Source organism: Hymenobacter sp. APR13 (assembly GCF_000737515.1).
GTDB lineage: Bacteria > Bacteroidota > Bacteroidia > Cytophagales > Hymenobacteraceae > Hymenobacter.
The window spans coordinates 3215889-3238966 of record NZ_CP006587.1 but is presented as its reverse complement, the minus strand read 5'-3'; the positions used below and the strand labels follow the sequence as shown (position 1 = coordinate 3238966).

Genomic DNA, 23078 nt, shown 5'->3' with positions numbered 1-23078 from the left:
GAGCCGCTGCTGCCCGGGAGGTCAGCTGGCGTTTCATTTTGACAAAGCTATTCCCACTATGAGCCTTCAACTGGCCGGTTTCGCCCAACGCCATCGTTTTGCGGTTGAACACCGGCCTTCTGCTTACCAGCCACCTGGCTGCCAGCCGATTTTTCTCATTCTGGGCCTATTCTCGCTGCCAGCGAGTTCAGCCAGTGCTACACCCTAAAGCCGTTCCCGCACCTGCGTCAGAATGCGCTCCATTTCGGCGCGCACGGGGGCGTCGTCGCCGGGCATGTTGTTGTTCATAAAGCTGAAGGCAAGCAGCCGGCCCGAGTTTGTGCGCAGGTAACCTACCAGGTTGTGGTTGTTGGTGAGGGTGCCGGTTTTGCCCCACAGCCACGGCCGGTCGGCCACCGGGCGGTAGCGGCGGCGCAGCGTGCCCTGGCCGCCACCGGCCGCCAGCAAGCTCAGCAGGCGCGCTTCGGGCACTTCCTGGTGCAGCTTCAGCAGCAGGCCGGTCATGGTGCGGGGCGTGATGAGGTTGAGGCGCGAGAGGCCGGAGCCGTCCACCCAGCGGGGCGCGTCGGGCAGGTCGGCGAGGTAGAGCTTCTGCATCACCCGGATGGGCCGGCGTGTGCTCAGCGAGTCGGGGCCGAGGCGGCTGGAACACAGCAGCAGCAACTGCTCGGCCAGGAAATTGTCGCTCACGCGCAGCAGGCGGCGGTACAGCGAATCGACGGGCAGGCCGTGTACCACGCGCACGCTGTCTTGGGGCCCGATGCGGAACGGCACTACCCCTACCGGGCGGCGCAGCGTATCCTGCAGCAGTTGCTGCAGCAGCGCGGGGCTGGTCCGGAATGGGGTTTCATCCACCCAGTTTTTCTGCGACGGAAACACCGTGAACCGGTTTTCCAGCTCGGCACGGCGCACGTGGTCGTCCTGGGGGTTGGGGGTACCAGCAGGCGCGGCCTGGGTGAGCGGGCCGAAGAAGCGCGGGTAGATGCGTGGCACGGCGCGGCCGGCCGTGCCATAGAAGCGCACCGTGTGGCCGTACACCGGGAAGGCGCCCCGCTCGGGCTGGTAGTAGTAGTTGTAGTCGTCCCAGGTCCAGCCGGGGCCGTAGGGCGCCACGCTGGGAATGGCGGCATAAAACAGCTTTTCGGGGCGGCTTTGCAGGAAGGTGAGGGCGCGGCGGCTGGGCACGTCGCCATGCAGCAGCGTAGGGTCGCCGGTGCCCCAGAAGATCAGGCTGTCACCGCGCACCACGTAGCGCAGGGCGGGCACCGAGTCTGAGAGCAGGTGCAGGCCGGCGTACACGCTCAGCAGCTTCATGGCGCTGGCCGGCGTGAAGTACTTGTCGGCGTTCAGCTCATACAGCTTCTCGCCCGTGGTGGCATCGGCCACACTCACGCCCACGTGGTGCTGGCGCAGCGCCGGCGAGGTAGTCACCAAAGCATCCAGCCAGGCCGGATTGGGGGCGCGGCGTGCCGGCACCGGAGCCTCAGATTGAGCGAAAACCCCGAGCGGTAGCAATACCAACCCGGCCAGCAGACGAAAAACGGATACGAACATAGGCCGCAAGATGCGCACGGAAATCAGCAGAACGGTTGCCGCCGGGCCAGCATTTTTCTGCCGACTGGCCGGGCCGGGCCTCCGCCCTGCCTCCACGTAGCCGCTTGCGTGGGTTGAGGGTGGTGTTACACTTTTTGCCTGAGCCATTACCCCAAAATAAACAACCTGCAACCCCGCCGGCCCGGTCGAATCTGCTAACTTTGTTTCCCGTTATGCCAGACCGAACCCCTACCCCCACGGCTGCAACGGCCAAGTACATTTTCGTCACCGGTGGAGTGACTTCCTCGCTGGGCAAAGGCATCATCTCGGCCTCGCTGGCCAAGCTGCTGCAGGCCCGCGGCTTCCGGGTCACCATCCAGAAGTTCGACCCCTACATCAACATCGACCCCGGCACGCTCAACCCCTACGAGCACGGCGAATGTTATGTAACCGACGACGGCGCCGAAACCGACCTCGACCTGGGCCACTACGAGCGGTTCCTGAACGTGCCCACCTCGCAGGCCAACAACGTCACCACCGGCCGCATCTACGACCACGTCATCACCAAGGAGCGCGAAGGTGCCTACCTCGGCAAGACCGTGCAGGTAGTGCCTCACATCACCGACGAAATCAAGCGGCGCATGCTGCTGCTGGGCCAGACCGGGCAGTTCGACGTGGTGATTACCGAAATCGGGGGCTCGATTGGCGACATTGAGAGCCTACCCTTCGTGGAATCGGTGCGGCAGCTGCGCTGGGATTTGCCCGAAAACAGCTCCCTCGTGATTCACCTCACGCTGCTGCCCTACCTGAAGGCGGCCGGCGAGCTAAAAACCAAGCCCACCCAGCACTCGGTGCGCGATTTGCGCAGCGCCGGCCTGCAGCCCGACATCCTGGTGTGCCGCTCCGAATACCCGATTCCGGCCGAGATGCGCCGCAAAATCGCGCTGTTCTGCAACGTCAACATCAACTCCGTTATCGAAAGCCTCGACGCCGACAGTATCTACTCGGTGCCGCTACTCATGCTCAAGGAGCACCTCGACGAGCGGGTTATCAAGAAGCTGAAGCTGCAGGGCGGCGCGGCTCAACCCGATCTGGACGTGTGGAAGGACTTCCTGGGCCGGCTGAAAAACCCCACCGAGGAAGTGACCATCGCGCTGGTAGGCAAGTACGTGGAACTGCCCGATGCCTACAAGTCCATCATCGAGGCCTTTGTGCACGCCGGCGCCCAGAACGAGTGCAAGGTGACCGTGCGCAGCATTCAGTCGGACCACCTGAGCGCCGAGAACGTGGCCCAGCAGCTGCACGGCGTGGATGGCGTGCTGGTAGCGCCGGGCTTCGGCGAGCGGGGTTTTGAGGGCAAGATTGCGGCCGTGAAATACGTGCGCGAAAACAACATCCCATTCTTCGGCATCTGCCTGGGCATGCAGGTGGCCGTGGTGGAATTCGGCCGCCACGTGCTGGGCTTGGCCGAGGCGTCGTCGACGGAAATGAATCCGCAGACCCCGCACCCAGTCATTGCCATGATGGAGGAGCAGAAAACCGTGACCCTGAAAGGCGGCACCATGCGCCTGGGCGCCTACGACTGCGAGCTGCGCCGCAACTCGAAAGCGGCCAAAGCCTACGGCCGCAACCACATCAGCGAGCGGCACCGCCACCGCTACGAGTTCAACAATGAGTACCTGAAGCAGTACGAAGCCGCCGGCATGATTCCGTCGGGCCTCAATCCCGACACCGGCCTGGTGGAAGTGGTGGAGCTGGCCAACCATCCGTGGTTTGTGGCCGGGCAGTTTCACCCCGAGCTGAAAAGCACCGTCCAGAACCCACATCCGCTGTTTGTTCGGTTTGTGAAGGCGGCTATTCAGTATAGAAAGGGATAAGTGTCATTGCGAGCAGAGCGAAGCAATCCTTCCTCTCGTGGCAGCCCCAACCCTAGCAGACAAGCCCTCCGGCATTAGTGTACCAACCTAATGCTGGAGGGCTTGTTGCTTAATTTGGGCTCACACCTTTTAGAGGAAAGATTGCTTCGCTCCGCTCGCAATGACAGAAACTTGCCTGCCAAAAAAGCCGACCAGCAAATATTAACCTGACAAGTCCGACCTTTGCGGCAGCGTTGCCGGATTTTTGCGGGCGGCGCCCACTCACGCATTCCTCTTTTTGCCCTCATCTTTACCTGAATGGACAGAAATTCAGCAACCGGCCTGTTTTTGATAGCGGCCTTGCTCCTTGTCTACCTGTATTTCTTCAAGCCTGAGGCCCCGAAGGAAACACCTGCCGACAAGCCCACCTCTGCCGCCGCTGCCCGGCCCGGCACCCCTGCCGCCGCCGCCGTAGCCGCTCCGCTTGATTCGGCTGCTGCCGCCCGCACGCTGGGCGCCTTTGCCGGCGCCGCCATGGGTACTGCCCAGCAGACCCAGCTGCAGAACGGCAACCTCACCGTAACCTTCTCGTCGAAGGGTGGCCGCGTAGAAGCCGTGCGTCTCAACAAGTACAAGACGTTCTTCGGCAAGCCCCTGGATTTGCTCGACGCCCAGAGCGCCCAGATTGACACCAAGTTCCGGACCACCACGGGCCAGACCGTGCGCCTGTCGGATCTGTACTTCCAGCCGACTGCCGCCCAGCCGTTTGCTGAGGGCGACAAGAAAGGCCAGCGCCTGAGCTTCGTGGCCAGCGCGGCCGGCGGCCAGATCGAGCAGGTATATACGCTGTTCGACAACTCCTACGAAATGGGCTACGACCTGCGGTTTACGGGCCTGCAGCAGACCATGTCGCAGGAGCCGCTCACGTACACGTTCGTGGACCGCGTGCGCCAGACCGAGCAGGACGTAAAGCAGAACCGCAACCACACCACCATCAACCACTACCTCGTGGACGATGAGCACGGCGCCCTGACCGAAGCCTCAGAGAAACCTGAGGAACTGGACATTGCGGAGCCGCTGAAGTGGGCTGCCCACAAGCACGACTTCTTCGTGGCCGGCATCATCGCCCAGGACAAGTTCTCGAACGGCAAGTTCAACTCCACGGTGGACCTGGCCGATACCACGTTCATCAAGACCCTGAGCACCACGCTCAGCATCCCGGCCGCCGACGCGCAGCAGGGCAAAGCCAGCTTCCGCTACTACTTCGGGCCCAACTCGCTGCCCATTCTGCAGGACGTAACGCCGGGCTTCGACCGCAACGTATTTCTGGGCTGGGGCTTGTTCCGCTGGGTGAACCAGTTCCTGATTCTGCCCGTGTTCCACACGCTGGAGAAGTTCATCAGCTCCTACGGTATTATCATCGCGCTGCTTGTAGTGCTGATCAAGCTCGTGACCTGGCCCTTGACCTACAAAACGTATGAGTCGCAGGCCAAGATGAAGGTGCTGAAGCCAGAAATCGACGCCATCAAGGAGAAGGCCGGCGACGACCAGATGAAGGTGCAGCAGGAAACCATGAAGCTGTATTCCAGCTTCGGGGTGAGCCCGCTCAGCGGCTGCATACCCACGCTGCTCACCATGCCGATTCTGTTTGCCATGTTCCAGTTCTTCCCCAACGCCATTGAGCTGCGGCAGGAGCACTTCCTGTGGGCCAAAGACCTGAGCACCTACGACGACCTGATCCGGCTGCCGTTTGAGGTGCCGTTCCTGGGCAACCACATCAGCCTCTTCACGGTGCTGATGACGCTGTCCACGCTGCTCATGACCTGGCAGAGCAACCAGATGAACCCGGCCGCCATGCAGGGCCCGATGAAGTTCTACAGTTACCTGATGCCGGTGGTGTTCATGTTCGTGCTCAACAGCTTCGCTTCGGGCCTGACCTGGTACTACTTGGTGTCCAACTTGGCTACGCTGGGCCAGCAGGCCCTCACGCGCCGCTTCGTGGACGACACCAAGATCCGGGCGCAGCTGGAAGCCAACAAGGTGAAAAACAAGGACAAGAAGCCCTCCGGCTTCGGTGCCCGCCTCCAGGACGCCATGCGCGCCGCCCAGGAGCGCGACGCCGCCACCAACCGCTCCGCCAGCTCCGACCCGGATGCTGACGCCGGCACCTCGGCCACGGTAGTCCCCAAGCCGAAAAAGCCAACCCGCCGTTCGTAGTCTGACCCGACTCCGGCAACCTGAAAGGCCTTCTGCTCCGTGTAGAAGGCCTTTTTGCTTGTCCAGGAAGGTTGGCTGGCGAATTGGTGCGCTTTTTGGAACTTGCCCCACAGCAACCCTCCCCTTTTCTTTACCTCCATGCGCCATTTCCTTACGCTTTTGCTGGCCGCTTCGCTTTGCGGCTGCGCCGCCCAAGCCCAGCAAGTACCCAAGCCCGCCAAAAAGGCCACGGCCGCCAAAAAGCCTAAAAAGCAGAAGTCCAAAGCCGCCGCGCCGGTGGAAGCGGCGCCGGCCATCATCTTCAGCCGCACGCCCTGCCTGGGCCGCTGCCCGCACTACACCGCCTCCATCTACCCCGATGGCCGCGTGCAGTACGAAGGGTTCCAGCATGCCCCGCTGGAAGGTAAGCGCGAGTTTAAAATCTCGGTTTCCACGGTGAACACCATCCTGTTTCAGGCCCGGGAGATGAACTTCGCCAAGCTGCCCAAAACCTACTCCGACGGCGCCACCGACCTGCCCGCCACCAGCCTCAGCATCCGGCAGGCCGAAGGCCCCGCCACCGCCGTATCCGTCGAGTCGGGTGCCCCCGCCGAGCTCACCAACCTGCTGCGCTACGTAGAGAAGCAGATTACCGACGGCCTGGGCGTCACGGCCGACCAGTAGTGGCCTGCTCCTCTAGTTTTTTCTGGACCTGAATGAAACCTCTTCAGCACCCTGCGTTATGCGTCGGCACCTGTTTCGCTCCCTTGCGCTTTTTGCCCTACTGCTTCCTGCTATGTGGTGCCCGGGCCAGAGCCGGCGGAAACCGGCTGCACCTGTAGCCAAGCGGTTTCAACCTGCCTGGGTAACTATAAGCCAAGATGCTGCTTCAGGAACAATACCCGGTTTCGCGGCTAAGCTTTTCCGTACGGGGCACGTTGCCTACTGCACCAGTAAGGGCTACGTGTATTTGTATGCGCTGCCCGACACCGCTTCGCAGCGGCTTTGGCGACGCATCGATGCGTTGCCGGACGCGGCATTCCGCTCATACGAACCTGAGTACCCCACTGACGGCGGCGCCTACTATTTGCGGCGCGACCATGGCCCGCAACGTACGCTCCGGGCTGTTTACATGCTACCCCGTCACGCGCCGGTGGTGGCGGCCCTGCACGAGCAGTTGCAGCGGGCACTGCAGCCGCCTGCGGGCGTTGCGCCCCGCCCACCCCTGGTGCGCACTCCGCAGACTACCGTCGCCGAGCTTTTTCCCTGCTCGTTTTAAGCATTCAGCTAAAAGCACCTTTACAGAAAAGCCCCCGGCGTTAGGTTGTTGACCTAGTGCCGGGGGCTTTTCTATTCATTCAGGCGGAGTAGCTGCGCTGCACTTCGATTGCTTCGCTCTGTTCGCAATGCCAGCTACTGCTTGCGCACGCGCTCCAGTACCAGCTGGTTCATAGGGTTGGGCGTGAGGCCGCGCACGTTGTTTTGGGTGAGGCGCACCACTTCGTCGTAGTACACGGCCACCACCGGGCACTCCTCCACGATGAGGCGGTCCATCTGGCGGTAGAGCTCGTAGCGTTTTTCGGTGTTCTGCTCCAGCTTGGCCTGCTCGTAGAGGCGGTCGTAGGCGGGGCTGCGGAAGTGCGTTTTGTTGGGGCCGGCGGGCGCGAAGTTCTTGCTGTAGAACAGAGCCAGGTAGTTTTCCGCGTCGGGGTAGTCGCCGAGCCAGCTGCGGGTGAAGAAGGCGGCGCGGCCGTTGTCGATCAGTTCGCCGTGGGCCGCGCCCTGGTTCACGTCGATTTCCACCTGCACGCCCACTTCGGCCCACTTTTTCTGGTAGTACTCGCAGTATTCCTTGGTTTCGGCCACGGTGCTCAGGCGCAGCTTCAGCGGCTTGCCGGGCCCGTAGCCGGCGGCCTTCAGCAGCGCCCGCGCCTTCTCGGGCTGGTAGGTGTAGCCGGGCACCAGCGCGGCGCTGAACGAGGGCAGCGAGGCCGGCACGAAGCCCGAGTTGCCGGGCTTGCCCACATTATTGAGGAAGTAAGCCAGAAACTCCGGCTTGTTGAGGGCGTAGTTCAGGGCTTGGCGCACGCGCTTGTCGCGCAGGGCGCGGCCGGTTTCGGCGTTGTCGCCGCGCAGGTTGGCGGGGTCCTGCTGCATGCCTAGGTATTCGGTATTCAGGTAAGGCACCTTCTGCAACTGGAATTTGCCCTGAAAATCCTCCCGCACCGTGCCATCGGGGTACATGATCAAGTCGCGGGAGCCGCTGCGGATGCCGCTCAGGAAGTCCAGCTTACCCTGCATGAAGGTCAGGAACTCGGTTTTGCGGTCCTGAATGAAGCTGATCTGCACGGCATCCAGGTACGGCAGCGGCTGGCCCTGGGCGTCTTTCTTCCAGTAGTTGGGGTTGCGGTGGTAGATGATGGCGTTGCCCTCGTCCCACTGCTTGAACACAAACGGCCCGGTGCCCACCGGATGCTCCCGGAAATCCTTGCCGTACTTCTGCACGGCTTCGCGCGGCACCACGTAGGCGTAGGGCATCGTCAGGATGCCCAGAAACGGAATGAACGGCTCCCGCAGATGAATGCGCAGCGTGGAGTCATTCATGGCCACAAACGCCGTATCCGACGGCTCGCCGGCACTAGTTTCCAGCACCTTGCCCCGGAAAATCCAGCCACCGGGGCTGGCCGTGGGCCCATCGAGCAGGCGCTTGAAGCTGTACACGAAGTCCTGGGCCAGCACGCGCCGGCCCTTGCCGCCGGCAAATACCGCGTCGTCGTGGAAGTGCACTTCGGGCCGCAGCCAGAACGTGTAGGTTTTGCCGTCGGGCGATATTTCGTAGCGCCGGGCCACGCTGGGGCTGGGCCGCAGGCTGTCGTCGAGGGCAACGAGGCCGTTGTAGAGCTGGGTGACGGCCCAGGTGTTGGCTTGGTTGCGGGCAAAGGCCGGGTCCAGCGAGGTCAGGCTCTCGGGCTGATTGTAGCGGAAAACGCGGCGCGCGTCGGTGGCTGGTGCGGGGCTCTGGCAGGCGGCCAGCCCCGTAAGCAACAAGAAAACAGCAGCAGTAGCGAGGCGCGAAATCGGGAGCATGAGAAAGGCGGAATCACGTATATTTGCAACAAAGGTATCCTGTCTGGCCGTTGCGCCCTGCGCCCGGCTTGCCGCTTTCCGCTCTTTATGCATCTCACCTATTACGGCCACTCCTGCTTTCTGCTTGAAACCGGGGGCAGCGCCCTGCTTTTCGACCCGTTCATCCGTCCGAACCCTTTGGCCAAAGACGTGGACGTGGACAGCATCAAGGCCGATTACATCCTGCTCAGCCACGGCCACGCCGACCACGTTGCCGACGCCGAGGAAATCGGCAAGCGCACTGGCGCCGACTTCGTGGGCATGGCCGAAGTGGTCGGCTGGTTCGGGGCCAAGGGCCTGAAAGGCACCTATGGCATGAACCTGGGTGGCACCGTGAAACTGCCCTTCGGGACGGTGAAAATGGTAGCGGCGGCCCACTCCAGCTCCATGCCCGATGGCTCTTATGGTGGTTTGGCGGGCGGTTTTGTGATTGAAGCTGAAGGCAAAACCTGCTACTTCGCCGGCGACACGGCCCTCACCTACGACATGAAGCTGATTGCCGAGCGCCACACGCTGGACTTCGCCATTCTGCCCATCGGCGACCACTACACCATGGGCATCGACGATGCGCTGACGGCAGCCGACTGGGTTGGCGCGTCCAAGGTCATCGGGATGCACTACGACACGTTTCCGCCCATCACAATCGACCAGGCACAGGCCCGGGCCAAAGCCGAGCAGGCCGGCAAGGAGCTGGTGTTACTGCGCGTTGGCGAAACCATTACTTTGTAAAGTTGTCAGGGGCAAGCTTCTGCGCACAGATTTATTAGTTCGGGATTCGCTCCCCGCACCAGCCTGCCGCACAAACCAACAACTGACAACTCCCAACTGACAACTACTTGAAATGGGCAAAATTATTGCGGTAGCCAACCAAAAGGGCGGCGTGGGCAAAACCACCTCTTCGATCAACCTGGCGGCCTCGCTGGCCGCGCTGGAATATCGGACCCTGCTGGTAGATGCCGACCCGCAGGCCAACGCCACTTCCGGCGTGGGCTTCGACCCGAAGGATATCCAGAACAGCATCTACGAGTGCATGGTGGATGGCATCAATGCCCAGGATATCATCCTGCAAACCAACATCCTGCCCCACCTCGACCTGATGCCCTCCCACATCGATCTGGTAGGTGCTGAGGTGGAGATGATCAACCTGCCCAACCGGGAGGAGAAGATGAAGGACGCCCTGCGTCCGCTGGCCGATCAGTACGACTTCATCATCATCGACTGCTCGCCGTCGCTGGGCCTCATTACGGTGAATGCCCTCACGGCCGCGCACTCCGTGATAATCCCGGTGCAGTGCGAGTACTTCGCCCTCGAGGGCCTGGGCAAGCTGCTCAACACCGTCAAGATCATCCAGAGCCGCCTCAACGAGAACCTGGAAATCGAGGGCATCCTGCTCACGATGTACGACGTGCGTTTGCGCCTCAGCAACCAAGTGGTAGAGGAAGTGAAGCTGCACTTCCAGCAGCTGGTTTTCGATACCATCATCCCGCGCAACGTGAAGCTGAGCGAGTCGCCAAGCTTCGGCATCCCGGTTATTCTGCACGACGCCGAAAGCAAAGGCTCCATCAGCTACCTCAACCTGGCCCGCGAAATCGTGGAAAAGAACGTGGAAGCCGCCGGTACTTCTGAGTCGGCGGAGGATGCGGCTGCGTAGCGCTCCAACAGTTTTTTTGAAAACGGCCGGTGAAATTCACCGGCCGTTTTCGTTTGCGCGTTGCCTGTAGCGCGAAGCCTTTGCATCGCGCATCGTTGCGCAGCAAACATTGGGTTGGCGTAATGCTATCCGCTTGGCAACACGCGAAGCAAAAGCTTCACGCCGCAGATATACTTTGTAGAGCAGCTGAGCGTTCCACGATTTTTACGGGGCGTGGAACATTTTTCTGTCGCCTTCCCCCGCGTTTGTGTATTTTTGAATCCCGCTGCCTGGCGCCTGTGCCGGGAAGCACTTTGCAGGTATGTCAGAGAAGCAAGAAGAGAAATCCGTTCCGGCTGCGCTTCCCGCAGCGGTAAAGCGCAAAGTCGGAGGCTTAGGCCGCGGCCTCAACGCCCTGATTGAAGGCAGCTACGAGAAAAAGAGCGACCGGCTGGGCCTAGTGCCGCACCCGGTGAACTCCGTCGGGCTGATTCCGGTGGGCCACATTGAGGCCAACCCCTACCAGCCCCGCACGCACTTCGACCAGGAGGCACTGCAGGAGCTGGCCGAGAGCATTAAGGTGCAGGGCATCATCCAGCCCGTAACGGTGCGCCAGATCGGGACCAACGCCTACCAGCTCATTTCGGGGGAGCGGCGTCTGCAGGCCTCCAAGCTGGCCGGCCTCGATACCATTCCCGCCTACATCCGGAAGGCCGACGACCAGCAGATGCTGGAAATGGCCCTCATTGAGAACATCCAGCGCGAAAACCTCAACGCCATTGAAATTGCGTTGAGCTACCAGCGCCTCGTGAGCGAGTGTAACCTCAAGCAGGAAGAGCTGGGCGACCGGGTGGGCAAAAACCGCTCGACCGTCACCAACTACCTACGCCTGCTCAAGCTGCCGCCTGACATCCAGATCGGGCTGCGCGACACGGCCATCAGCATGGGCCACGCCCGCGCCCTGATCAGCGTGGACAACCCCGAGCAGCAGCTGGACCTGTTCCACCGCATCGTGGCCGAGGAGCTGTCGGTGCGGCGCGTGGAGCAGCTGGTGCGCGCCGGCCTCAACCCCGCCACCAAGCCCGACGCCGCCGACGCCAAAGCCCCGCAGGACGCCACGCCGCAGGTGCCGGTAGCGGAACTGCGCCGCACCGAGCGCCACCTCACGGAGCGTTTCGGCAGCCGCGTTATGGTGAAGCCCGGCCCCCAGGGGCGCGGCGAAATCAAGATTGCCTTCGACTCGGTGGAAGATATGCAGCGCATCCTGCACATCCTGCAGCCGGCTTAACCCCACGGGCATGACCTCGCGTTTTCGTACTCTGGCCCTGGCCGCTGCTGCGCTCCTTCTGCCGCTGCTGGCCTCTGAGGCGCATGCCCAAACCTCCGGCACCGATGTGGCCCCGACGGCCGTCACGGCTGGGTCGGATTCGGCGCAGGTTACCACCATCGTGGTACCGGATTCGGTGCGGCGGACGGCGCGGCTGTTTGGGCTGAAGATGACCAAGCCCACCAAGGCCGGGCTGCTGTCGGCGCTGCTGCCGGGGGCGGGCCAGCTGTACAACGGGCGCTGGTGGAAGGTGCCGCTGGCCGTAGGGGCCGTGGGGGGCACCGTGTACGGTGAAATCCGCTATCAACAGCTTTACACTGAGTTTGCCGACGGCTTCAACGCCCGCACCGACGGCGACCCTAACACCGTGGACACCGGTCCTAATTCCAGCAAACTCCGCTCTTCTGATGAGGTGAAGCGTAATCTGAACCGATTTCGCACCCAGCGCGACACCTTCTTGGCTTACATTGCGCTGGCCCACGCCGTGCAGATTCTCGACGCCGTAGTGGAAGCCCACCTGCGCGACTTTGACATCAGCGACGACCTGAGTGTGCAGTGGGAGCCCTCCGTGCTGCGGATGCCTACGCTGGCCGCCGCCCCCGGCGTCAGCCTGACTTTAACCTTTAAATAAATGGCCAAACGGCTGGATCACTGACTGGCTGATTGTGGGGGCCGCTGTGCTCACCCTCTCACCTATCCAGTAAATCATCCACCCAGTAAGCCATTCAACCATTCAACATGAGACTTCTGCTGATCGGCTACGGCAAAATGGGCCGCGCTATTGAGGCCCGCGCCGTAGCCTGTGGCCACGAGGTGGTGGGCATCATCGACCCCTCCAACCCCAAGCTGAGCATTTCCGACTTCACCCCGGCCACCGTTGATGCGGCCATCGAGTTTACGCACCCCGACGCGGCCTTTGCCAACGTGCAGGCCTGCCTGCGCCAGCGTATTCCCGTAGTGTGCGGCTCTACGGGCTGGCTGCACCACTTCCAGGAGGCCGTGGAGCTGTGCCAGCAAACCGACGGCTCGCTGTTCTACGCCTCCAACTACAGCGTGGGCGTGAACCTGTTCTTCCACTTCAACGAGTACATCGCCACCAAAATGCACCAGTTTGGCGGCTATGATGTGCAGGTGCGCGAAATCCACCACACCCAGAAGGTGGACCAGCCCAGCGGCACGGCCCTGACGGCCGCTGAAGCCATTCTGCGCCACTTCCCCAGCAAAACCATCTGGCGCAACGAGCCCGCCCAGCAGCCCGAGGAGCTGGCCGTGCTCAGCGAGCGGACCGGCGCGGTGGTAGGCACCCACATCGTTACGTACTCTTCCGAAGCCGATACGCTGGAGCTCAAGCACGAAGCCCACACCCGCGACGGGTTCGTGGACGGCGCGTTGCTGGCGGCCGAGTGGCTGCCGGGCCACCAGGGCGTGTTCGGGATGAAGGATCTGCTGGGGCTGTAGAAAATGTAGCATAAGCTTTAGCTTGTGCCGTCGTTCTCCTTCCGGGCAGTCCTGCCGGAACCCTCAATAGTCCTTATCTTTATCTTTCCGGCACAAGCTGCAGCTTGTGCTACATTTCTCGCTTCACGATCATGGCCGTACAACAGTCCTGGGAAGAACGCATGAAGGCGGCTTCCGCTTCCAGCAAACCCGTTAATGCCCGCAAAAAAGGCTTCTTCCGGGAGTGGGGCGACGCCATTCTGTTTGCGGTGGTAGCCGCCACGCTTATCCGCTGGGCCACGTTTGAGGCCTACACCATCCCGACGCCCTCCATGGAGGACTCGCTGCTGGTGGGCGACTACCTGTTTGTGAGCAAGCTGCACTACGGGGCCCGCACGCCCCAGACGCCGCTGCAGATTCCGCTCACGCACCAGACGCTGTGGGGCTCCGGCATCAAGAGCTACTCCGATGCCATTCAGCTGCCCAGCTACCGCCTGCCGGGCTTCTCGGAAGTGAAACGCGGCGACGTGGTGGTGTTCAACGTGCCCTTCGAGAGCCAGCACCCCGCCGACCTGCGCACCAACTACATCAAGCGGTGCGTGGCCGTGGCCGGCGACGTGCTCGAAATCAAGGATACGCAGGTGTTCATCAACGGCAAGCCGATGACCAACCCGCCGCAAAGCCAGAACCGCTACTTCCTGCAGGTGCCTCAGCCCAACGACGACCTGTACAAGGCCTTCCAGGACCAGCACGTGACCAATTTCAACCGGCCCGATGGCAAGCCGGAGCCGATTTTCGGCACGCAGGAGCCGATGTTCATGATTGACGCCACGCCTGCCACCGCCGACTTCTTCCGCAAGCAGCCCTACGTGAAGGCCGTGGTGCAGGACAAGGCCGAAGCCGGCCAGCCCGAAGCCGACGTGTTCCCGAACAACCCCGACTATCCGCAGAGCACGCCCCAGCCCCTCAACCTCTGGAACAAGGACAACTACGGACCGCTGCAGCTGCCCAAAGCCGGCCAGACCGTGCAGCTGACGCCCCAGAACACGCCCATGTACCAGAAGATCATCATGCGCTACGAGCACAACGAGGGCGTAACGATGGCCAACGGCGTGCTGCTGCAGAACGGCCAGCCGCTGAAGAGCTACACCTTCAAGCAGGACTACTACTTCATGATGGGCGACAACCGCCACGACTCGCTGGACTCGCGCTACTGGGGCTTCGTGCCCGCCGACCACATCGTGGGCAAGGCCGTGCTGATCTGGATGTCGGTGGACCCCTACGCCGACTTCCTGCACAAAATCCGCTGGAACCGCCTGTTCAGCACCGTCGATTAACTGTCATTGCGAGCAGAGCGAAGCAGTCCTTCCTCTCTAAGCGCGACACTTTCCTTACAGCAAAGCCCTCCGGCGTTAGTGTGCTACACTATTGCCGGAGGGCTTTCTGCTTATAGTTGCTTGGAGCTTGGAGAGGAAGGATTGCTTCGTCGTGCCTCCTCGCAATGACAGCAGTTTACCAGACTATCGGCTCCAGGCCGTGCTGCTGGAGGTAGGCGTTGGTTTTGCTGAAGGGGCGGGAGCCGAAAAAGCCGCGGTCGGCGGCATAGGGCGAGGGGTGGGCCGATTTGAGGATGAGGTGCTTGCGGGCGTCGATCAGCTCGGCCTTCTTCTGGGCGTAGGCGCCCCACAGAATGAACACCACGTGCTCTTTTTCCTCGGATACCTTCTGAATAACAGCATCGGTGAACTGCTCCCAGCCGCGCTTCTGGTGGCTGGCAGGCTCGCCGGCACGCACCGTGAGGGTGGCGTTGAGCAGCAGCACGCCCTGCTCGGCCCAGCGGTCGAGGTTGCCGTTGGGCGCCGAGGGCGTTTCCGGAATGTCGGCCTGCAGCTCCTTGAAAATATTCTGCAGCGAGGGCGGCGTCCGGATGCCGTCGGCCACCGAGAAGCTGAGGCCGTGGGCCTGGCCCTTGCCGTGGTAGGGATCCTGGCCCAGAATCACCACCTTCACCTGCGGCAGCGGGCAGGCATCGAAGGCGTGGAAGATCTGCGGGCCGGGCGGATACACGGTGGCCGTGGCGTACTCGCCTCGCACAAAGGCAATAAGATGCGGAAAGTACGGTTTCTCAAATTCGGGCTGTAATACTTTGCGCCAGCTCTCTTCTATCTTTACATTCATCCTCTGGAAAAATTATTTTGCGGGGTAAGTACGCCATCCTGGTGGCCGGCTGCGTAAATAAACCAATTTCTGTCCTCGTCTGTTAGTCTCACCCACACCCGCACAGCAGCCATGAATACGACCACTACGCAGGGCGTCACCGTGAGCGTCACGACCAATTACCTGCCCGACTACTCCAGCCCCAGCCAGGAGCATTACGTGTTTGCCTACAAGATTGATATTCGCAACAACAGTGAGTACACCGTGAAGCTGCTGCGCCGCCACTGGTATATCTACGACGCCAACGGCGTGGTGCGCGAAGTGGAGGGCGACGGCGTGGTAGGCCAGCAGCCCGTGCTGGAGCCCGGCGAGGCCCACCAGTACGTATCGGGCTGCAACCTCAAGTCGGGGCTGGGCAAGATGCGCGGCACCTACGACATGGAGCGGCTGGCCGACGGCAGCACCTTCGAGGTGGAAATCCCCGAATTCACGCTTGTGGTGCCGTACCGCCTGAACTAGCGCTTGCTGATTGAATAAGCAGAACGTCATTCCGAACGGAGTGAGGACTCTCGCTGGTCTGGTAGAATCATTTACCCAGCCTGCCAGATTCCTCACTCCGTTCGGAATGACGTTCTTTGCCTTTGGTATCAACTACACTCTGTTTTGGTCTTTCAGGCTCTCAGCTACCTTCGGTTTCTCGCGCGCTCCGGCAACACCCACGGCCTGCACTCGCCCTTCGTGTTCGGGCTCTACGCTTACGTTATCAACCACAGCGGGCAGTTTGCGGCGTTTGAGGCCATTGAACAGCGGCGCCAGCAGCTGCAGCGCAGCCCCCAGACCATTCAGGTGCGCGACTTTGGGGCGGGCTCCCACACCGGCGCGGGCCGGCAGCGCCGCCTGCAGGACATTGCCCGCACGGCCGCCAAGCCGCGCCCACTGGCGCAGCTGCTGTTCCGGCTGGTCAACCACTTCCAGCCGCGCACCATTCTGGAGCTGGGCACCTCGCTGGGCCTCACCACCGCCTACCTGGCCGCGGCCGACTCGCGCAGCCGCGTGCTCACGTTTGAGGGCTGCCCGGCCACGGCCACCGTGGCCCGCGAAACCTTCGCCCAGCTGGATCTGCGCAACATCGAGCTGGTGGAAGGCAACCTCGACGACACCCTCGCCCCTGCCCTGGCGGCGCTGCCGGCCCCGCTGGATTTCGCCTTCTTCGATGGCAACCACCGCTACGAGCCCACGCTGCGCTACTTCGAGCAGTGCCTGCCCCACCGCACCGAGCGGAGCGTGTTCGTGCTCGACGATATCCACTGGTCGCGGGACATGGAGCGCGCCTGGAACGTTATCCGCAAGCACCCCGAAGTGCGCCTGACCATCGACCTGTTCTTTATCGGCCTCGTGTTCTTCCGCCGCAACCAGCCCCGCCAGCACTTCCGCCTGCGCTTTAACAACGCCCTGGACAAGCTGCTGGAACGCACCCGCCGGCTGGGGGCTTGAGTTCGTTTTCCGGGATTCGGTTTTCGTAGTTCGTTTTCTATGAGCCGTTTTCAAGGCAATCCAGAACCCCAAAAACGAAAACCCAACCCCGAAAAACGGACCTACCGAATGGCTTCCCGCACGCGGGTCAGCTTGACAAGCAGGTCTTCCAGCTGGTCGAGGGCCAGCATGTTGGCGCCGTCGGATTTGGCCGTGGCGGGCGTGGGGTGGGTTTCGATGAACAGGCCGTCGGCGCCGACGGCAATGGCGGCTTTGGCAATGGTTTCGATGAGGGCCGGCTGGCCGCCCGTGACGCCGCTGCTCTGATTGGGGCGCTGCAACGAGTGGGTCACGTCCATCACCACGGGCACGCCAAACGCCTGCATGGCGGGCAGGTTGCGGAAGTCCACCACCAAGTCGGAGTAGCCGAACGAGTTGCCGCGGTCCGTGAGGATGACGTTTTCGTTGCCGGACTGGCGCACTTTGTCCACGGCAAACTGCATGGCTTCGCCGTTCAGGAACTGGCCTTTTTTCACGTTTACCACTTTGCCGGTTTTGGCGGCCGCAATCAGCAAATCGGTCTGGCGGCACAGGAAGGCCGGAATTTGCAGCACGTCTACGTACTCGGCCGCCAGCGCCGCCTCGTCCGACTCGTGAATGTCCGTCACGGTGGGCACCCCGATTTCGCGGCCCACCTTCTGCAGAATGCGCAGTGCCGTTTCGTCGCCGATACCGGTGAACGAGTCGAGGCGGCTGCGGTTGGCTTTGCGGTACGAGCCCTTGAAGATGTAGGGAATCTGCAGCTTGTCGGTCAGGTGCTTCACCTTCTCGGCGATGCGCAGGGCCATGTCTTCGCCTTCGATTACGCAAGGGCCCGCCATCAGGAAAAACTGGCCGGAGTTGGTGTTGCGGAAGTGGGGCAGCGCGTTGGCGAGTTGGTTGATCATGTAGCGTAGGCTTTAGCCTGTGCCAAACAGCGCACAAGCAGGTGAAACAGCCGCAAAGGTAACGGAAGCCCCGGTTGCGCACCGACTGCACCAACCAAGTGCTTTCGGCGCCCTAGCCGGCACAGGCTGAAGCCTATGCTACAGCACCAGCTTGCGCCGCAAACTGATGAACAGCTCCCGCCCCTGCCGGGGCCGCAGCGAGTTGGTGGCCGTATCGAAGTGAACGAAATCAAAGTACGGCTCGAAATACGTGCGGTATTCCTCGCGCGTGCCCCCGAAGGGCGGCTCCGTAGCGGGCCCGAAGTCGGTATCGAAGAGCAGGCCGGCCAGCGTGCCGCCGGGTTGCAGCAGATGGGCGCACTGGCGGGCGTATGCGGGGCGCAGGTGCGGGGCCAGGGCGCAGAAGAAAGTTTGCTCCACTATCAGGTCGTAGGGCGGGGTGGCCGGCAACTCAAAAAAATCCTGCTGCAGCAGGTGAGCTGCCGGAAACCCGGGCACGCGCTGCTGCAGGGCCGCCAGCGGCTCCGGCGCCAGATCGGCCACGAACACCTGCGAGAAGCCCAGACCATGCAGGTACTCAGCCTCGTAGGCGTTGCCGGCCCCCGGAATGAGGATACGGCGGGCATAATCGGGGCCCAGCTGATTGAAATAATCGCGCAAAGGCGGCGTTACGGCTCCGGCATCCCAGCCAGTGCGCCCCGTGGCGTAGCGGCCGCGCCAGTAGTTTTCGTCGAAGGAAACGGCAGATTTCATAGGCGTTCCGTACATTTTGGGTCACTGCTGGCCGGCAGCAAAACCGGTTTTGTTTTAAATTTTCGTTTGTTTGTGCGTAAAGGTAACGCACGCACCGGCCCAGCCGGTCTTCATTTAACCCCGCTCGCAATGGAACCAACCCAAAGCCCTGAACCCCGCAACAACAGTCGTATCCTGCTCATTGCCGCCCTGTTTCTGGTCTTGCTGGGCATCAACGGCGTATTGTACTGGATGAACCGGCAGAAAAGCGCGGAGAATGAGCAGCTCACCACGCAGGTAGCAGAAAAGGACGATCGGCTGAAAACGCAAATCGCCGAGTATGAGAAGCTGAAGGCTGATTTCGAGCGCCAAAGCCAGGAAGTGCAGAGCATGGGCTTGTCGAACGACTCGCTGGAAGCTAAAATCGCCTCTATCAACGCCGACCTGCTGAAGCTGCGCTCATTCAAGTCGAGCAGCTTCTCGGTGGCCGAGCAGCGCCGCTTCAAGGCCCGCGCCCAGAATCTGGAGTCGCAGCTGCGCAAAAAGGACGACGAAATCGCCCAGCTGAAAGCCGACAACGAGGCCCTCTACACTGAGGCGACCACGCTGAAGGAGCGCCAGAACAAGCTCACCGACACCATCACGACCATCGCCCGCACCAACCAGGAGCTGACCGAGAAAGTGGCCGTGGCCTCGCGCCTGCAGGCCGAGAACATCCGGGTGGGCGTAGTGAACTCGCGCAACAAGGAGAAAGACGACGACGACAACGAGTTCAAGGCCAAGCGCGTCGAGAAAATCAAGATCAGCTTCAACCTGGGCCGCAACGACGTGTCGCCGAAGGAAACCAAGCAGATTATGCTGCGCCTGATTGAGCCCGACGGCGCCGCGCTCTACAACCTGAGCACCGGCGGCGGCACGTTCATGATCGACGGCTCGGAAGCTTTCTATACCGCCAAGCAGGACCTCGTGTACGACAACACCCGCCAGCCCGTGCAGTTCCTGTACGCCAAGGGTGCCGCCTACAAAGTGGGCCTGCACACCATCGAGCTGTACGAAGGTGGCGTGATGATCGGCAAGACGACCTTCACGCTGAAATAGGCAGCCACGAGCCGCTACCACGCGTTTTTCAAAAGCGCCGGTCTACGGGCCGGCGCTTTTTCGTTTCAAGAAGCGTCCGTATTCGGCCGCCGACAACTGGCCGGTCGTGACACTTCGCCTACCATCCCAAGCCTATCTATTGCCCCATGACGACCCCCTTTTCCCTGCAGCCCACGCTGGAAACCGACTCCCTCCGGCTGGTCCCGCTGCAGGAAGCTGATTTTGCCGAGTTATACGCCGTTGCCGCCGACCCCAAGGTGTGGGAGCAGCACCCCAACAAAGACCGATGGCAGCGGCCGGTGTTCCTGAACTTCTTCGAAGGCGCCATCCAGAGCCAAGGCGCTTTCAGAATCGTGGACAAGGCCACTGGGGCCACTCTGGGCAGCACCCGGCTCTATGACTACAGTGCCGAAGACAACAGCCTCCTCATCGGCTACACCTTCTACGGCACCCAGTCCTGGGGCAAGGGCATCAATCTGGCCGTGAAAAGGCTGCTTCTGGACTATGCGTTTCAATTCGTGGATACCGTCCGCTTTCACATCGGGGCCGAAAACGTCCGCTCACAGATTGCCATCCAGCGCCTGGGTTCCCGCAAAGTCGCCGAGCAGGAAGTGGCGTACTACGGGGAGCCGGCGAAGCTGAACTTCGTGTTTGCAATCACGAAGCAAGAATGGACAGCTCGTCCGGTCGGCTCTTAAGCTATTTGGCAACAAGCAATTCACTTATTCGCATGAATAAAAACGAGCGCCGACCTGATGGTCGGCGCTCGTTTCTATGCTGCCGGAGGCAGGATGCGCAGGGCAGATTATTGCGCCAGCGAAGCCTCAAAGTCATCCAGCTTTTTCAGGGTGGCCTTGATGTTCTCGGTGAACATCACGACTACCGAGCCCGGCTTAGCGGTGGCCAGCACGTGGTCGATGGCGTCCATCTCGTTTTCGATGTAGGTGATGGGCAGGTCCGGCGTGTCGAGGCGCAGGCCGCGCTCCATGATTTCCTTCAGCTGCTCTGCCGTTTTGCCGCGCAGGTCGCGGTCCTGGCGCAGCACAATCTCGTCGAAGATGCGGCCGGCAATGCGCGCAAAGCCCAGCGTATCTTCGTCGCGCCGGTCGCCGAGGCCCGAGATGACGCCCACTTTGTGGGTGGCCTCGGTGGCGTCCAGGAACTGGGCGAATTTCTCGATGCCGTGGGTGTTGTGGGCGTAGTCTACAATCACCTCGAAGGTCGGGAACCTGTACACGTTCATGCGGCCCGGCGTTTTGGTAGCCGACGGCACAAACGTGCGCAGGGCCAGCTTGATATCGTCTTTGTCGAAGCCGTAGCAGTAGCAGGCCAGGGCCGCCGCCAGCGAGTTTTCGATGTTGAACGTGGCGCGGCCGCCCAGCGTAATCGGGAACTCCGCGGCCCGGTCGATGCGGAGCTTGTAGCTGTTCTTGTAGATGGTGATGTAGCCTTCCTCGTACACGGCCGCCAGCCCGCCGTTTTCGGCGTGCTCCCGGATGCGGGGGCTGTGCTCGTTCATGCTGAACAGCGCCACGCGGCACTCCAGCTTCTCGCGCATAGCGTACACCAGGTCGTCGTCGGCGTTGAGCACGGCCCAGCCGTTTTTGCGCACCGTGCGGGGCAGCACGCCCTTCACGGCGGCCATTTCCTCCACCGTGTAGATGTCGCGCATACCCAGGTGGTCGGCCGCCACGTTGGTTACCACGGCCACGTCGCAGGTGTGGAAGCCCAGGCCCGAGCGGAGCATACCGCCGCGGGCCGTTTCCAGCACCGCGAAGTTCACGGTCGGGTCTTTCAGCACAAACTCGGCGCTCTGGCCGCCGGTGCAGTCGCCGCTTTGCAGCTGCACGCCCTGGATGTAGATGCCGTTGGTGGTGGTGTGGCCCACTTTGTAGCCTTTGGAGGCCACAATGTGCGACAGCAGCTGCGTGGTGGTAGTTTTGCCGTTGGTGCCGGTCACCGCGAAAATCGGAATCCGGGCGGTGCTGCCCTGCGGAAACAGCATGTCCACCACCGGAGCGGCCACGTTGCGCGGCAGGCCTTCGGTGGGCGAAATGTGCATCCGGAAGCCGGGAGCCGCATTCACTTCAATCACGGCGCCGCGGGTTTCGTTGAGCGGAATGGCAATGTCGGAGGTCAGCAAATCGATGCCGCAGATGTCGAGGCCCACGATGCCGGCCACGCGCTCCGCGAGCAGCAGGTTGTAGGGGTGCACCAGGTCGGTCACGTCGGTGGCGGTGCCGCCGGTGCTGATGTTGGCGGTGCTTTTCAGGTACAGCTCTTGGCCGGCTGGCAGCACGCTGTCCAGCGTCAGGTCCTGGTTTTTGAGCAGGTCGATGGTGTGCTGGTCGGCTTTGATGCTGGTGAGCACCTTTTCGTGGCCGAAGCCGCGGCGCGGGTCTTCGTTGACCTTATCAATCAGCTGCTGAATGGTGCTGCTGCCGTCGCCCTTCACGGCAGCCGGGGTGCGCTTGGCCACTGCAATCAGCTTGCCGGCCACCACCAGCATGCGGTAGTCGTCGCCCTGGATGAACTGCTCCACGATGACGGCGCGGGAGTATTTCTGAGCCGCCTTGAAGCCTTCCACAGCATCGTCCCAGTTCATGATGCGGATGGTGGCGCCCTTGCCGTGGTTGCCGTCGAGCGGCTTGGTCACGATGGGAAAGCCCAACTCCTCCACGGCGTCGCGCAGGCCGTCCTCCGAGTACACAGTGGTGCCGTTGGGCACGGGCACGCCCGAGTCCTTGAGCATGGCCTTGGTGCGGTTCTTGTTGCCGGCCACCTCCACCCCGGCGTGCGAGGTGTAGCTGGTGGTAGTGGCCCAGATGCGCTTCTGGTTGACGCCGTAGCCGAGCTGGATGATGCTGCTGTTTTTGAGCTGGATATACGGGATGTTGCGCGAAGCCGCCTCCGACACAATGCTCCAGGTGCTGGGCCCGAAAAACTCTTCTTCCCGGATTTCGTGCAACTCATCCACAATGGCCTTCACGTTCACGTCGCGGCCCTCGCAGAGGTCTTCTACCAGTTGCACAGCAGCCTCGGCGGCCATGCGGCCGGCGCGCTCCTCCTGGTAGCTGAACACCACAAACTCCACCCCTTCCTGATGCGCCGGGTACGACTTACCCCAGTACACCGGCATGCCGGCCATGCGCTGCAGCGCCAGCGCCACGTGCTGAATCACGTGGCCCAGCGGCTCGCCGTCCTGCAGCTGCTCGGCTGTCAGGGGCGGGTGCTTGTGGGCGGCTTTGCCGACCTCGTTGGGCTGGGGCTGTCCCAGTTCGGGCAGCAGCTGCGGCAGGCGCTCGGCCAGGGCCGGGAAATTGTTCGACCAGGAGTCGGCCAGCTCCTGCATATCTACTTTCAGGACAATCAGCTTGTAGTGCTTGACGGACCAAAAGCTGGGCCCGCGCATGGTGCGGAGGTCAATAATCTTCATAAAAACGAAAGGGGTGGAAACAGAGTCGAGCGGATTGTACGCTGGAGTTAAATGTAGGGATTTGAGCCTGCAATGCCAGCGGCCACCGCTTTTTACCCCATCCGCAGTCTTAGCAGCCTTACGAGCAGGT

Annotated in this window: 19 protein-coding genes; 13 read left to right on the top strand and 6 right to left on the bottom strand. The window is 61.9% G+C overall.

The window, feature by feature from the left end; all coding sequences use genetic code 11:
- Positions 1-204 precede the first annotated feature (204 nt).
- Positions 205-1554: a D-alanyl-D-alanine carboxypeptidase/D-alanyl-D-alanine-endopeptidase gene (locus N008_RS13550; protein WP_197062857.1), complete on the bottom strand. Its 1350-nt coding sequence runs from the start codon at positions 1552-1554 to the stop codon at positions 205-207.
- Positions 1555-1766: 212 nt separating this feature from the next.
- Between N008_RS13550 and N008_RS13545 the strand changes: the two genes are divergently transcribed.
- From N008_RS13545 to N008_RS13535, 3 genes are all read left to right on the top strand, one after another.
- A complete protein-coding gene (locus tag N008_RS13545) occupies positions 1767-3410 on the top strand; it encodes a CTP synthase (RefSeq protein ID WP_052381539.1) in 1644 nt (547 codons plus the stop codon).
- Between the two features lie 297 nt (positions 3411-3707).
- Complete coding sequence (yidC, locus tag N008_RS13540) at positions 3708-5606, top strand: membrane protein insertase YidC (protein WP_044016719.1); 1899 nt, start codon at positions 3708-3710, stop codon at positions 5604-5606.
- Positions 5607-5744: 138 nt separating this feature from the next.
- Entirely contained in the window at positions 5745-6269 is a 525-nt protein-coding gene (locus tag N008_RS13535; protein ID WP_044016717.1) for a DUF6438 domain-containing protein, read from the top strand.
- Positions 6270-6998: 729 nt separating this feature from the next.
- Here the strand turns inward: N008_RS13535 and N008_RS13525 are convergent.
- Positions 6999-8672, bottom strand: coding sequence for an ABC transporter substrate-binding protein (locus N008_RS13525; protein ID WP_044016713.1), 1674 nt, complete (start codon positions 8670-8672; stop codon positions 6999-7001).
- Between the two features lie 87 nt (positions 8673-8759).
- On the opposite strand from N008_RS13525, the gene N008_RS13520 reads away from it, so the two are divergent.
- From N008_RS13520 to lepB, 6 genes are all read left to right on the top strand, one after another.
- Positions 8760-9440: a metal-dependent hydrolase gene (locus tag N008_RS13520; protein ID WP_044016712.1), complete on the top strand. Its 681-nt coding sequence runs from the start codon at positions 8760-8762 to the stop codon at positions 9438-9440.
- A 112-nt stretch (positions 9441-9552) separates the two neighbouring features.
- Positions 9553-10362 (top strand): ParA family protein, encoded by an 810-nt coding sequence (locus tag N008_RS13515; RefSeq protein WP_044016710.1) that lies wholly within the window; start codon positions 9553-9555, stop codon positions 10360-10362.
- Between the two features lie 301 nt (positions 10363-10663).
- Positions 10664-11629 (top strand): ParB/RepB/Spo0J family partition protein, encoded by a 966-nt coding sequence (locus tag N008_RS13510; RefSeq protein ID WP_044016708.1) that lies wholly within the window; start codon positions 10664-10666, stop codon positions 11627-11629.
- Between the two features lie 10 nt (positions 11630-11639).
- Positions 11640-12299 carry a DUF5683 domain-containing protein gene (locus tag N008_RS13505; protein ID WP_044016706.1) on the top strand — a complete coding sequence of 220 codons (660 nt, stop codon included), beginning with the start codon at positions 11640-11642 and terminating at the stop codon, positions 12297-12299.
- A gap of 107 nt (positions 12300-12406) precedes the next feature.
- A complete protein-coding gene (gene dapB / locus N008_RS13500; RefSeq protein ID WP_044016704.1) occupies positions 12407-13126 on the top strand; it encodes a 4-hydroxy-tetrahydrodipicolinate reductase in 720 nt (239 codons plus the stop codon).
- Positions 13127-13257: 131 nt separating this feature from the next.
- Entirely contained in the window at positions 13258-14442 is a 1185-nt protein-coding gene (lepB, locus tag N008_RS13495; protein WP_081910793.1) for a signal peptidase I, read from the top strand.
- A gap of 175 nt (positions 14443-14617) precedes the next feature.
- On the opposite strand, the gene N008_RS13490 is transcribed toward lepB, so the two are convergent.
- Complete coding sequence (locus N008_RS13490) at positions 14618-15283, bottom strand: uracil-DNA glycosylase (protein ID WP_044016702.1); 666 nt, start codon at positions 15281-15283, stop codon at positions 14618-14620.
- A 111-nt stretch (positions 15284-15394) separates the two neighbouring features.
- Here N008_RS13490 and apaG point away from each other — a divergent pair, with 111 nt between their 5' ends.
- Together apaG and N008_RS13480 are read left to right on the top strand one after the other, a co-directional pair.
- Positions 15395-15781 carry a Co2+/Mg2+ efflux protein ApaG gene (apaG, locus tag N008_RS13485; protein ID WP_044016700.1) on the top strand — a complete coding sequence of 129 codons (387 nt, stop codon included), beginning with the start codon at positions 15395-15397 and terminating at the stop codon, positions 15779-15781.
- Between the two features lie 144 nt (positions 15782-15925).
- Complete coding sequence (locus N008_RS13480) at positions 15926-16756, top strand: O-methyltransferase (RefSeq protein ID WP_044016698.1); 831 nt, start codon at positions 15926-15928, stop codon at positions 16754-16756.
- 101 nt (positions 16757-16857) lie between these two features.
- On the opposite strand, the gene kdsA is transcribed toward N008_RS13480, so the two are convergent.
- Together kdsA and N008_RS13470 are read right to left on the bottom strand one after the other, a co-directional pair.
- The gene (kdsA, locus tag N008_RS13475) at positions 16858-17682 is read right to left on the bottom strand and encodes a 3-deoxy-8-phosphooctulonate synthase (protein WP_044016696.1); all 825 of its coding nucleotides are present in this window, start codon (positions 17680-17682) and stop codon (positions 16858-16860) included.
- A 138-nt stretch (positions 17683-17820) separates the two neighbouring features.
- The gene (locus N008_RS13470; RefSeq protein ID WP_044018766.1) at positions 17821-18435 is read right to left on the bottom strand and encodes a methyltransferase domain-containing protein; all 615 of its coding nucleotides are present in this window, start codon (positions 18433-18435) and stop codon (positions 17821-17823) included.
- A 129-nt stretch (positions 18436-18564) separates the two neighbouring features.
- Here N008_RS13470 and N008_RS13465 point away from each other — a divergent pair, with 129 nt between their 5' ends.
- On the top strand, positions 18565-19512 hold the full coding sequence (locus N008_RS13465; RefSeq protein ID WP_044016694.1) for a hypothetical protein: 948 nt from the start codon (positions 18565-18567) through the stop codon (positions 19510-19512).
- A gap of 146 nt (positions 19513-19658) precedes the next feature.
- Complete coding sequence (locus tag N008_RS13460; RefSeq protein WP_044016692.1) at positions 19659-20210, top strand: GNAT family N-acetyltransferase; 552 nt, start codon at positions 19659-19661, stop codon at positions 20208-20210.
- Between the two features lie 107 nt (positions 20211-20317).
- On the opposite strand, the gene cphA is transcribed toward N008_RS13460, so the two are convergent.
- On the bottom strand, positions 20318-22948 hold the full coding sequence (cphA, locus tag N008_RS13455; protein WP_044016691.1) for a cyanophycin synthetase: 2631 nt from the start codon (positions 22946-22948) through the stop codon (positions 20318-20320).
- Between the last annotated feature and the right edge of the window lie 130 nt (positions 22949-23078).

Bases quoted from the DNA above. Each gene is read 5' to 3' on its own strand.
- N008_RS13550 (WP_197062857.1), bottom strand. From the start codon at position 1,554: ATGTTCGTATCCGTTTTTCGTCTGCTGGCCGGGTTGGTATTGCTACCG.
- N008_RS13545 (WP_052381539.1), top strand. From the start codon at position 1,767: ATGCCAGACCGAACCCCTACCCCCACGGCTGCAACGGCCAAGTACATT.
- yidC (WP_044016719.1), top strand. From the start codon at position 3,708: ATGGACAGAAATTCAGCAACCGGCCTGTTTTTGATAGCGGCCTTGCTC.
- N008_RS13535 (WP_044016717.1), top strand. From the start codon at position 5,745: ATGCGCCATTTCCTTACGCTTTTGCTGGCCGCTTCGCTTTGCGGCTGC.
- N008_RS13525 (WP_044016713.1), bottom strand. From the start codon at position 8,672: ATGCTCCCGATTTCGCGCCTCGCTACTGCTGCTGTTTTCTTGTTGCTT.
- N008_RS13520 (WP_044016712.1), top strand. From the start codon at position 8,760: ATGCATCTCACCTATTACGGCCACTCCTGCTTTCTGCTTGAAACCGGG.
- N008_RS13515 (WP_044016710.1), top strand. From the start codon at position 9,553: ATGGGCAAAATTATTGCGGTAGCCAACCAAAAGGGCGGCGTGGGCAAA.
- N008_RS13510 (WP_044016708.1), top strand. From the start codon at position 10,664: ATGTCAGAGAAGCAAGAAGAGAAATCCGTTCCGGCTGCGCTTCCCGCA.
- N008_RS13505 (WP_044016706.1), top strand. From the start codon at position 11,640: ATGACCTCGCGTTTTCGTACTCTGGCCCTGGCCGCTGCTGCGCTCCTT.
- dapB (WP_044016704.1), top strand. From the start codon at position 12,407: ATGAGACTTCTGCTGATCGGCTACGGCAAAATGGGCCGCGCTATTGAG.
- lepB (WP_081910793.1), top strand. From the start codon at position 13,258: ATGGCCGTACAACAGTCCTGGGAAGAACGCATGAAGGCGGCTTCCGCT.
- N008_RS13490 (WP_044016702.1), bottom strand. From the start codon at position 15,283: ATGAATGTAAAGATAGAAGAGAGCTGGCGCAAAGTATTACAGCCCGAA.
- apaG (WP_044016700.1), top strand. From the start codon at position 15,395: ATGAATACGACCACTACGCAGGGCGTCACCGTGAGCGTCACGACCAAT.
- kdsA (WP_044016696.1), bottom strand. From the start codon at position 17,682: ATGATCAACCAACTCGCCAACGCGCTGCCCCACTTCCGCAACACCAAC.
- N008_RS13470 (WP_044018766.1), bottom strand. From the start codon at position 18,435: ATGAAATCTGCCGTTTCCTTCGACGAAAACTACTGGCGCGGCCGCTAC.
- N008_RS13465 (WP_044016694.1), top strand. From the start codon at position 18,565: ATGGAACCAACCCAAAGCCCTGAACCCCGCAACAACAGTCGTATCCTG.
- N008_RS13460 (WP_044016692.1), top strand. From the start codon at position 19,659: ATGACGACCCCCTTTTCCCTGCAGCCCACGCTGGAAACCGACTCCCTC.
- cphA (WP_044016691.1), bottom strand. From the start codon at position 22,948: ATGAAGATTATTGACCTCCGCACCATGCGCGGGCCCAGCTTTTGGTCC.